The sequence below is a fragment of the Cohnella caldifontis genome, assembly GCF_029360585.1.
GTDB classification, from domain to species: domain Bacteria; phylum Bacillota; class Bacilli; order Paenibacillales; family Paenibacillaceae; genus Cohnella; species Cohnella caldifontis.
Map to the genome: position 1 here is coordinate 127319 of NZ_JAQZSJ010000015.1, position 9921 is coordinate 137239.

Annotated in this window: 10 protein-coding genes; 1 reads left to right on the forward strand and 9 read right to left on the reverse strand. The window is 61.1% G+C overall.

Annotated features, from left to right (window positions below; genetic code table 11):
- Positions 1–3 precede the first annotated feature (3 nt).
- From nadE to PTZ19_RS18960, 5 genes are all read right to left on the reverse strand, one after another.
- On the reverse strand, positions 4–813 hold the full coding sequence (nadE, locus tag PTZ19_RS18940; protein WP_276356697.1) for an ammonia-dependent NAD(+) synthetase: 810 nt from the start codon (positions 811–813) through the stop codon (positions 4–6).
- An 88-nt stretch (positions 814–901) separates the two neighbouring features.
- The gene (locus PTZ19_RS18945) at positions 902–1336 is read right to left on the reverse strand and encodes a BrxA/BrxB family bacilliredoxin (protein ID WP_276356698.1); all 435 of its coding nucleotides are present in this window, start codon (positions 1334–1336) and stop codon (positions 902–904) included.
- 117 nt (positions 1337–1453) lie between these two features.
- Complete coding sequence (locus PTZ19_RS18950; RefSeq protein WP_276356699.1) at positions 1454–1906, reverse strand: DUF3905 domain-containing protein; 453 nt, start codon at positions 1904–1906, stop codon at positions 1454–1456.
- Between the two features lie 244 nt (positions 1907–2150).
- The gene (locus tag PTZ19_RS18955; RefSeq protein ID WP_276356700.1) at positions 2151–3290 is read right to left on the reverse strand and encodes a two-component system sensor histidine kinase NtrB; all 1140 of its coding nucleotides are present in this window, start codon (positions 3288–3290) and stop codon (positions 2151–2153) included.
- Between the two features lie 215 nt (positions 3291–3505).
- On the reverse strand, positions 3506–3838 hold the full coding sequence (locus PTZ19_RS18960; protein WP_276356701.1) for a hypothetical protein: 333 nt from the start codon (positions 3836–3838) through the stop codon (positions 3506–3508).
- A 128-nt stretch (positions 3839–3966) separates the two neighbouring features.
- Here PTZ19_RS18960 and PTZ19_RS18965 point away from each other — a divergent pair, with 128 nt between their 5' ends.
- Positions 3967–5259, forward strand: coding sequence for a BaiN/RdsA family NAD(P)/FAD-dependent oxidoreductase (locus PTZ19_RS18965; RefSeq protein WP_276356702.1), 1293 nt, complete (start codon positions 3967–3969; stop codon positions 5257–5259).
- A gap of 43 nt (positions 5260–5302) precedes the next feature.
- Here PTZ19_RS18965 and PTZ19_RS18970 read toward each other — a convergent pair whose 3' ends face one another.
- From PTZ19_RS18970 to xylA, 4 genes are all read right to left on the reverse strand, one after another.
- On the reverse strand, positions 5303–5686 hold the full coding sequence (locus PTZ19_RS18970; RefSeq protein ID WP_276356703.1) for a hypothetical protein: 384 nt from the start codon (positions 5684–5686) through the stop codon (positions 5303–5305).
- Between the two features lie 123 nt (positions 5687–5809).
- Positions 5810–6697 (reverse strand): SDR family NAD(P)-dependent oxidoreductase, encoded by an 888-nt coding sequence (locus PTZ19_RS18975; protein ID WP_276356704.1) that lies wholly within the window; start codon positions 6695–6697, stop codon positions 5810–5812.
- A gap of 120 nt (positions 6698–6817) precedes the next feature.
- Positions 6818–8314 (reverse strand): xylulokinase, encoded by a 1497-nt coding sequence (gene xylB / locus PTZ19_RS18980; protein ID WP_276356705.1) that lies wholly within the window; start codon positions 8312–8314, stop codon positions 6818–6820.
- 22 nt (positions 8315–8336) lie between these two features.
- Positions 8337–9653 carry a xylose isomerase gene (xylA, locus tag PTZ19_RS18985; RefSeq protein WP_276356706.1) on the reverse strand — a complete coding sequence of 439 codons (1317 nt, stop codon included), beginning with the start codon at positions 9651–9653 and terminating at the stop codon, positions 8337–8339.
- Between the last annotated feature and the right edge of the window lie 268 nt (positions 9654–9921).

The window sequence follows — 9921 nt, forward strand, 5'->3', positions numbered from 1 at the left end:
GGGTCAGATGCCCGGAATGGGCTGCCGCTTATGTTCCGTGCGGCGGAAATGCTTCTCCAGGATTTCGCGGGCCTGCGGGTCGATCTCTTTGCCTTCGAGATAATCGCTGTTGGCCTCGTAAGAAACGCCGAGCTCGTTTTCGTCCGTCTGCCCTTCCCATAATCCGGCCGTCGGGGCTTTGTTCAGGACCGCCTCCGGAACGCCCAGCCGCTGGGCGATTTGGCGGATTTGGCGCTTGTTCAGGCTGCTGAGCGGCGTGATGTCGACGGCGCCGTCGCCCCATTTCGTGAAAAAGCCGGTCAACGCCTCGGACGCATGGTCCGTCCCGACGACCAGCAGGTTCAGGTCGAACGCCAGCGCGTATTGGACGACCATCCGCGTCCGCGCCTTGACGTTGCCCTTGCCGCCCCGGCTGAGGTGGCGCGGCATGCCGAGCGCTTTGAACGCGTATTCGGTCTCGATCGCGATCTCGTCTACGGCCTCTTGGATGTTCGTCTCGACTTTATGCGCAAGCCCGAACGCCTCGGCCACCGAGTAGCTGTGCTCGATGTCTTCCTGTTCCCCGTACGGCTGGAACACGCCCAGCGTCATATATGCCTTGCCGGTCTCTTGCGTCAGCTCGTCCGTCGCCCGTTTGCACAGGCCGGTCGCCACCGCGCTGTCGATGCCTCCGCTGATCGCGATCAGCAGGCCGGCAGCTCCGGCTTTCTTGACGTAATCTTTGAGGAACGCGACACGTTTCGCGATCTCTTCATCCACGTCGATTCGCGGTTTCACGCCAAGCTTCGCGATGATTTCCTGCTGCAGGCTCATCTGGCCATCCTCCCTGCCTAACGAATCAAGTCCCATGTACACAAATAACCCGGAGATTCGTGAATCGAATCCCCGGGACATTCGCCGCTTAGCGGCAGTAGCGATCGAAAGCGGCCGTCAGGTCGCCGGCGATTTCCGCCGCGCTGCGGTTTTCGATTTGGTGGCGTTCGATGAAATGGACGAGCTCCCCGTCCTTCATAAGGGCGATGGAAGGAGAAGACGGCGGGTAAGGCGCGAAATATTCGCGCGCTTTGGCGGTCGCTTCCTTATCCTGTCCCGCGAAAACGGTAAACAGGTGGTCCGGGGTGACGTCGTGCTTCAACGCTTCGGCCACGCCGGGACGCGCCTGGCCGGCCGCGCAGCCGCAAACGGAGTTCACGACGACGAGCGCCGTTCCCTTGGCGCTCGGGATCGCCTGCTCCACGTCCTCCGGCGTTCTCAGCTCCTGGATGCCGAGACGGGTCAGTTCGTCTCTCATGGGCTGAACCATGTCCAGCATGTATCTTTCGAATGACATCGACATGTTTGATTCCCTCGCTCTCTCTGCAGTTCGCTCTTTGCCGGAACGCTTCCCGCGTTCCTCAAGCATGCTGACTTCATTATAACGCGAGCGGCGCAAGAAAGAAAACCCCGACGCTCGTCAGGGTTCGTCCAACACGTATTCCTCTTCTCCGTCCCAGTCGCCGAGCAACCGGTCCGGATCCCGGCCGCCGCCCAAGGAGCCGGGCTCGTCCGCCGCGGAAACCTGCTGCTGGGGATGCATGAAAGTCCCCGCTTGCGGACGGATTCCCCGCTCGAACAGGTCCCGGTTCTCCCGGGTTCGGAATCCGATATCCTTATAGGGGTGGACCCACTGGTCTCCGGACATGATGGACGGATCCGTATCCTCGCTCCAGCGTTCCAGCGGCGACCCCGGCGAAGCGTAGTCATGATCTCCGATCACCACTCCGTAATCGTTGACGAACGGTTCCTGCGGCCCCCGGTTGCCGCGGAATTCCGGTTTGAACTCGATCTCGAACGGATCCAGCCGAGGATCGTCCCGTCCCGGCGCCGGCTTCATGCCTTCATCGAAACGTTCCGGCCGATTCTCCATGACGGTTTCCACGGTCCCATCAGGTCGAAGGCCGGTTCGGGCCGTCCAGTTTCTTGTCGAATCCCGGGGATAACGGCGAACGACCCTTTCGGGTTTGTTGATCCGGAAATTGTCGCCCGTCGGACGAGGGACCTTGCGGCGGTCTGGTCATGGATGCATCCTCCTCTAATAGGGAGTTTGACGAAGTCAAACTCTCCCCGCTTTGGTTCGGGTGTTTTGCAGGATGGTTCATGATATTTCTTTCTTATCCTTGCCAAGCGGCGCTGCCTCTATCCGGAGAGCGGGCGTTTTTCTCCCATTCCCGGCCGGGTTTGCAGAACGAGACGATAAACGTAGTCCCTCGGCCGACCGTCGACTCCACGTCGATTTTCCCGTTGTGCCGCTCCACGATGCTGAGGCAAAGGGCAAGTCCCAGACCGGTGCCGTTCGTTTTGGTGGTATAGAACGGTTCGAACATGCGCGCTACTTGTTCTGGCGGTATGCCCACTCCGCGGTCGGAAACCCGCAGTCGGGCGAAATCTTCGAAATTGTCGGTTTCGATCGTCAGCACGCCGCCCGATTCCATCGCCTCCATGCCGTTGCGGGCCAGGTTGAGCAGCAGTTGTTTGATTTCCTTGCCGTTCAGCTCGAGCGGCTCCATTTCCCCGCACAGCCGAAGCTCGACCTGCTGGCCCCGCATGTTGGCGTCAGCCCGGATCAGCGGCTCGACTTCGTGCAAGACATCGTGAAGGCTGCAGAGCCGTTTTTCCACGATGCGGTTTTGCGCCAGGGACAGAAAATCGTTGATAATGCCGTTCGTCCGGTCGAGTTCTTCCATCACGATCCGGAAATACGACTGCTGCTCCGCGGGGCTGCGCTCGTTCAGCAGCTGGATGAACCCCCGGATGACGGCCATCGGATTGCGGATTTCGTGGGTGATGCTGGCAGCCATTTGGCCGACCAGGCTCAGACGCTCCATGCGCCCCAGCTCGTCCCTGAGCGCCTGCAATTCCGTCATGTCGTGACCGAGAAACAGGTACCCTTTCGGCGTTCCCTGAAACGGCGCCGCCACCGTGTAAAACGTTTTTCCTCTCGCCCGCATAATCTCGGTGACCGGCTCTTTACGGGTCCGGACTCTTTCGAAGATGGACGCGGCTTCCGAACCCGGTTCCTCGAACAACTCCGAGCAGTGCCGGCCGATCATCGAGCCCCGGCCGGTTGTCTGAAGGTATTGGTCGCAGACGTCGTTGATGTGGGTAATGAAGCCGTCGGCGTCCGCGAAGATCACGGCAAGCGGAGCTTGATCGATGAAGAGCTGAAGGCGCTCCGCCTCCGCGCGGTATTTCTGCGACATTTCGCGAAGTTGGCCCTGCAGTTTGACCCGCTCGAAAGCCAGCCCGATCAAATAATGGCCCGCCGTAAGCGTCAGGAGCCAACCCCCTCCGTTACCTAGAAACACTTTCCAATCGTGCGAACTCGGAGAGTAGCCGAACGCGAAGTGCCAAATCGCTCCATGCGCGAACGCATAGAGCAGGGGGCCCAGGAAAAACAGAAGGAGAACGAAATGTTTTTTTCGTCGGTTATAAGCGGGAAAAGCAGCGGAAACCCGGATAAGGGGTATCAGGAACGATGCCAGGAAAATCGCGGAGACAAGGACGCTCCAGCCGCCCGCGGTTTGCGCGAACAATCCGATTCCGAACAGCAAGCCGAGAACGGCCGACGCCAACGGCCCGCCGTATAAAGGCCCAGCATCACCGGAACCGAACGGAAATCGGCGGGGATTCCGATCTCCGCCAGCATGGAGAACTGCATGCTCAGCAACACCGCGATTCCGCAGGACAGCGCGAAAAAGCGCGGAACGTAACGGGTGCGTTCGGGGCGATCATACCAAACCAGAAACAGGAATACGGGCAGCAAAGCGATCAACCCTTGGAGCAGCACGCTTTTCCACATGGCTGCAGCCTCCCGCCGGAATATGGAAAGATGTCGAAAATCTGGGCACGCGTATAAAATTAAACCACATCTCATTCTGCGTGACAACGAGGTCTGGGGTATAATGAAGGGAAACGGAGTTCGGAAAAATGACGGGGTTGAAAACGATGGGAAGCTATGACGTCATCATTATCGGCGGAGGATCGGCGGGCTTGATGGCAGGGGTAGCCGCCGGCCGGCAAGGGTCGCGCGTCTTGCTGCTGGACAAGGGCGACAAGCTGGGCCGGAAGTTGGGGATTTCCGGTGGCGGCAGGTGCAACGTCACCAACAACAAGGAGCTGGAGGATTTGGTCCGGAACATTCCGGGCAACGGACGGTTCCTGTACAGCGCGCTCAGCCAGTTTTCCAACCGGGATATCGTGCGGTTTTTCGAGGAGCTCGGCATCGCTCTGAAAGAAGAAGATAACGGGCGGATGTTCCCCGTGACCGATAAAGCGAAAACCGTGGTGGAAGCGTTGGTGCGCGAAGTGCGGAACCTGGGGGTGGAGATCCGGGTGAACGCGCCGGTGGACCGGGTGCTGTACGAAGCGGACCGGGTCGCGGGCGTCCGGCTGCGGAATGGCGAAACCGTGCGCAGCAGCGCCGTCGTCGTAGCCGTCGGGGGCAAATCGGTGCCGCACACGGGCTCGGAAGGGGACGGCTACGCCTGGGCGGAAGAAGCCGGGCATACGATCACGCCCTTGTATCCGACGGAAGTCCCGATCACTTCGCCGGAGCCGTTCATCCGCGGCCGGGAGCTGCAGGGACTGTCCTTGAGGGATGTCGTCCTCACCGTATGGAACGAACGGGGCAAACCGATCGTCTCCCATCGGGGCGACCTGCTGTTCACGCATTTCGGGGTGTCGGGCCCCATCGCGCTTCGGTGCAGCCAATTCGTCGTCAAACAGCTGGCGAAAGGCGAAGGTTTTTCCCCGGTCCTGCTGACCGTCGATCTGATGCCTGATCTAAGCGTCCAAGAGGTGTACGGCCAGACGCTGAAGCTGGCCGAAGACGCGCCGAAAAAAGCCGTGTCGAACGCGCTGAAGGGTTTTGTGCCCGAACGGATGCTCCCGCTTCTGTTTCAAGCGGCGGAATTGGATCCGCACGTCACGTACGACCATATCCCCCGACAGAGATGGCAGGAATTAAGCAACCGGATCAAGGCGTTCCCGGTTCGAGCGGACGGCACGCTGTCCATCGAGGAGGCGTTCGTGACGGGAGGCGGCGTCCACCTCAAGGAAATCGACCCGAAATCGATGATGTCCAAGCGGAAGCGCGGGTTGTTTTTCTGCGGGGAAATTCTCGACGTTCATGGGTATACCGGCGGCTACAACATCACGGCCGCGTTCACGACCGGACATGCCGCCGGCACCCATGCGGCGGCGCTTGCCTTGGAGGAGTGAACGTTCGGGGTCGCGCGTTTCGGTTTCCGCGCGCGACCCTTGCTTACGTAGCCTCAAACCTGTCGTAAGGCGCGTCTTCCTCCGGGTCGTAGCCCAGCGCTCCTCCGGCGAGGCTCTCCGTATCGGCGCCCGACGCGTAGGCATCGACCCAGTCCTCGTTCACCGTATGGGCCGGAATCGGGATGGCATCCAGATCGTACGCGCAATCCGTAAGCGCCTCCGCTTCGCCCCGCGCCTGCTCCACGATCCGCCCGCCGCAGCTCTGCATGATTTCCAGCGCCGAGGTCAAATCCTCGTTTTGCACATGGATGTGCACCTTTCCTCCGCCATGGGAGTACGGATCGTAGCCCAGCTCCCGGAACGTGTCCTCCGCCAGCTTGGCGGCCCGTTCGTCCGGGAATTCCATCATCAAAGCGTCGTGATTCATGTAGATCCCACTCCGTTCATCGCGCTGAAGTCCGATTCCCGGATAGCATTCCGCCTCGGCAAGCCCCGTATGCGCGATGACGGCGAGCAGGCACGGCAGGTTGCCCCGCACGGATCCGGGGCGTTACGATCCATTCCGGCGGCTTCGGACGCCGATCGCTTTGAGAGCCGCCCGTTCCACCCAACTCCAAGGGAGCATCGCTTTGGACCACAGCAGCGTCTTTTCCCCTCTGCCCGGCAAGTAGCGCATCTTCGGACGCTTGTCCGTGATCGCCCGCACGACCGTTTCCGCCACGCGCTCGGGATCGCCGCCTCCCGCCGCGCTTTTCCGCATCATCGGCTGCAGCCGCGAATAGAGCCGGGCGTACGGAGAATCGGCTGACGGAGGGCTCAGCGCCTCAATGCCTTTGCCCCAGATCGGCGTCCGATATGCGCCGGGCTCCACGAGGCTGACCGAGATGCCGAACTCCGCCAACTCCAGGCGCAGCGACTCTCCCAGACCTTCCAACGCATGCTTCGAGGCGCAATAGGGAGCGAGCCCGGGAAAACCGATCCGCCCGCTGATGCTGCCGACCAGCACGATCCTTCCCCGCCCGCTGCGCCGGAGGAGCGGCAGCGCTTGGCGCGTCACCGCCACCGCCCCGAACACGTTCGTCTCGAATTGCGCCCGCCATGCGGACAAGGGCAGTTCTTCCACGAATCCGCCGGCCGCGTACCCCGCGTTGTTGACCAGCGCGTCGAGCCCGCCCGCCTCGCGTTCGATCGTTTCGATCGTTTCTATGATCTCTTCTTCGTCCGTCACGTCGAGCTTGACCATCCGAATTCGGGACGACGCGGGATCGCTTGGATCTTGGCCGCGTTCTTCCCAGAACGGCGCCGCGGCGTCGGGGTTCCGTACCCCGGCATAAACGGTCCATCCTTGCCTGGCCAGCGCCAGAGCCGTGAGACGGCCGAAGCCGCTGGACGCCCCCGTCACCAGCGCCGTACCCGGAAATTCCGTTTTTGCGCCCATTTTCAACCCCTCCGAATATGGAAAAAGAGCCTCCACCCGGTTACCGGCCGGGAAAACTGGAGGCTCCGTTCGGACAAGGGAGGCAGCCCTTGATCCTTCATCCTATTTTAACTTACCCTCTCATTTTCGGAAAGGGGACAACGCGCGGCTTACGTCCCGGGTGTGGGCGTAGACGTCCTTATAGATCCGGAACAGCTCCGCGTAGGACCGCACGGCATCCGGATTCGGCCGGTAGCTGCCGGAACGTTTCACGAACGCGGCCGCGCACTCGTCCAAGGTCGGGAACCAGCCGCAGCCGACGGCCGCCAGCATGGCGGCGCCGAGCCCAGGCCCCTGCTCGTTCTCGAGCGCCACGACGTCGGCGCCGAAAATATCCGCTTGCATCTGCAGCCAAACCGGATTTTTGGCGCCTCCGCCGATGGACACGATGGTCGTGACCTTCTTGCCGGCAGCCCGGAACATCTCCACCGACTCGTTTAGCGAGAAGGTGATGCCTTCCATGACGGCCCTCGCCAAGTGGCTGCGGGTGTGGCTGCCGTCCAGCCCGACGAAGCTGGCCCGGATGTCGGGATCCGCATGGGGGGTCCGCTCGCCGACCAAATACGGGGTGAACAGCAGGCCGCCCGAGCCGGGAGGGATGTCGCCCACGCCCGCCAGCAGCTTGTCGTAAGACTCGCCGGCCGCCAGGGCGTTCCGGAACCAGCTCAGGGAATAACCGGCCGCCAGCGTAACGCCCATGGCGTAGAACGCGCCCGGCTTGCCGTGGTTGAACAGGTGCACTTTGCCCTTGTAGTCCGCGTTCGCGTCGTTCTCGTACGTGAGGATGACGCCGGACGTCCCGATGCTGCACAACGTCAGCCCTTCGGACAGAATGCCCGCGCCGATCGCGCCGCAGGCGTTGTCCGCCCCTCCGGCGAATACCTTCGTGCCGGCGGCAAGTCCCGTCGCCGCCGCCGCATCGGCGCTGAGCGTGCCGGCCAGTCCGCCGGCTTCGATCAGCGGCGGGCAGAACGACGCCGGGATGCCGAACGCGCCCAGCACCTCGCCGCTCCACTGCCGCCGCGCCACTTCCAGCATCAGCGTGCCGGCGGCATCGGACAAGTCCATTTGCAGGCCGCCGGTCATGCGATACCGGACGTAATCCTTCGGCAGGAGAAAGCTCCGGGCCTTGGAATAAGCTTCGGGCTCATGTTCGCGCACCCAGAGGATTTTGGGCAGGGTGAACCCTTCCAGGGCCGGATTCTTCGTAACTTTCAGGAGACGGTCGCCGAGGGTCCGTTCGATTTCCCGGCATTGTGCGGTCGTCCGGGTATCGTTCCACAGAATGGCGCGGCGCACCGGACGATGGCTCTCGTCCAGCAGGACGAGGCCGTGCATTTGGCCGGAGAAGCTGACGCCTTCGATGTCCTCCGGCTTCACGCCGGGCTTCGCGGACAGTTCCTTCAGCGCGTCGAACGAAGCCCGGACCCAGTCCTCCGGCTCCTGCTCGCTCCAACCGGATTTTTCATGATACAGCGGATATTCCCGCGACGTTTCGGCCGCGACCGTGCCGTCCCGGGCGACCAGCAGGGCTTTCACCGCGCTCGTTCCCAGATCCACCCCGATGACGTACTTCATCCGGTCTTCCTCCTTCGGCCGATTAGACGCTGAAAATGACTTCGTTCAAGGTCGCGCGGATTTGCTCCAGGCGGCCGGATTCGAGCTTGATCGGCTTGTTGTTCTGCAGCGCGTAAGCCTCGAGCGACTTCAGCGTGGCTTTGCCGGAGACGATTTCCGCGCCGATGCCTTCTTTGAAGCTGCTGTAGCGCTGCTCGACGATGCTGTCCAGCACTTTCTCTTCGACCAGCTTCGCCGCCGCCTTGAGGCCGCGCGCGAAGGAGTCCATGCCGGCGATGTGGGCGAAGAACAAGTCCTCGTCCGTGAAGGAAGTCCGGCGCACTTTGGCGTCGAAGTTCACGCCGCCGCGCCCGAGGCCGCCGTTCTTGAGGATTTCGTACATGGCCAGCGTCGTGCTGTACAGGTCGGTCGGGAATTCGTCGGTATCCCATCCGAGCAGGTAGTCGCCTTGGTTGGCATCGATGGAACCGAGAGCCCCGTTGATGCGGGCCACGTGCAGTTCATGCTCGAACGTGTGGCCGGCCAGCGTCGCGTGGTTCGCTTCGACGTTAAGCTTGAAGTATTCCTTCAGGCCGTAGGTTTGCAGGAACGACAGCGTCGTAGCCGCGTCGAAGTCGTACTGGTGCTTGGTGGGCTCCTTCGGCTTCGGCTCGATCAGGAACTGGGCGTCGAAGCCGATTTCCTTCGCGTAGTCCACGGCCATGTGCAGCATGCGGGCCAGGTTGTCGAGCTCGAGCTTCATGTCCGTGTTGAGCAGCGACTCGTAACCTTCGCGGCCGCCCCAGAACACGTAGTTCTCGGCGCCCAGCTCTTTGCCGACTTCCAGGCCTTTCTTGATCGTCGCGGCGGCATATGCGAATACGTCCGCGCTGCAAGTCGTTGCCGCGCCGTGCATGTATCGCGGGTTCGTGAACAGGTTAGCCGTGTTCCACAGCAGCTTGCGGCCGGTCGACTTCATGTTTTCTTTCAGCAGGGCGACGATCGTGTCCAGGTTTTTGAAGGACTCGGACAGCGTAGCGCCTTCCGGAGCCACGTCCACGTCATGGAAGCAATAGTACGGCATGTTCAGCTTTTCCATCAGTTCGAAGTTCGCTTCCACGCGGGCTTTCGCTTTGTCCATCGGGGACAGGGAGTCCCAGCTGCGGACCGCGGTGCCGACGCCGAAAGGATCCGTGCCGGACGCGACGTACGTGTGCCAGTATGCGACGGCGAAACGAAGGTGCTCTTCCATCGTCTTGCCGAGGACGACTTCCTGCGGGTTGTAGTGCTTGAAGGCGAACGGATTCTTCGATCCGCGTCCTTCATACTGGATTTTCGGAACGTTCGGGAACAAACTCATCGATTGTTTCCTCCTTGAAAGCGCTTATGGATTAAGGTTCGTAACCAGAATAGCATGCGCATACTTAGTTTGTCTATTAAATAAACTAAGTTTTCTATCTTCGATGGATTCGATCGAATTTTTAGTCTGTTGAAAAAAGGGGATCTCGTTCACTCCATTTATCGTTCATACGGTGGAATGAGTGAATGAGTAGATGTGGTACGCTATTTCGTCGAGTATGCGGTAGTATGAGCGAATTAGTGGATGTGGTACGCTATTTCATCGCGTT

Coding starts and splice junctions, on each gene's coding strand:
- nadE (WP_276356697.1), bottom strand. CDS start 813: ATGAGCCTGCAGCAGGAAATCATCGCGAAGCTTGGCGTGAAACCGCGA.
- PTZ19_RS18945 (WP_276356698.1), bottom strand. CDS start 1,336: ATGTCGATGTCATTCGAAAGATACATGCTGGACATGGTTCAGCCCATG.
- PTZ19_RS18950 (WP_276356699.1), bottom strand. CDS start 1,906: ATGGAGAATCGGCCGGAACGTTTCGATGAAGGCATGAAGCCGGCGCCG.
- PTZ19_RS18960 (WP_276356701.1), bottom strand. CDS start 3,838: ATGTGGAAAAGCGTGCTGCTCCAAGGGTTGATCGCTTTGCTGCCCGTA.
- PTZ19_RS18965 (WP_276356702.1), top strand. CDS start 3,967: ATGACGGGGTTGAAAACGATGGGAAGCTATGACGTCATCATTATCGGC.
- PTZ19_RS18970 (WP_276356703.1), bottom strand. CDS start 5,686: ATGAATCACGACGCTTTGATGATGGAATTCCCGGACGAACGGGCCGCC.
- PTZ19_RS18975 (WP_276356704.1), bottom strand. CDS start 6,697: ATGGGCGCAAAAACGGAATTTCCGGGTACGGCGCTGGTGACGGGGGCG.
- xylB (WP_276356705.1), bottom strand. CDS start 8,314: ATGAAGTACGTCATCGGGGTGGATCTGGGAACGAGCGCGGTGAAAGCC.
- xylA (WP_276356706.1), bottom strand. CDS start 9,653: ATGAGTTTGTTCCCGAACGTTCCGAAAATCCAGTATGAAGGACGCGGA.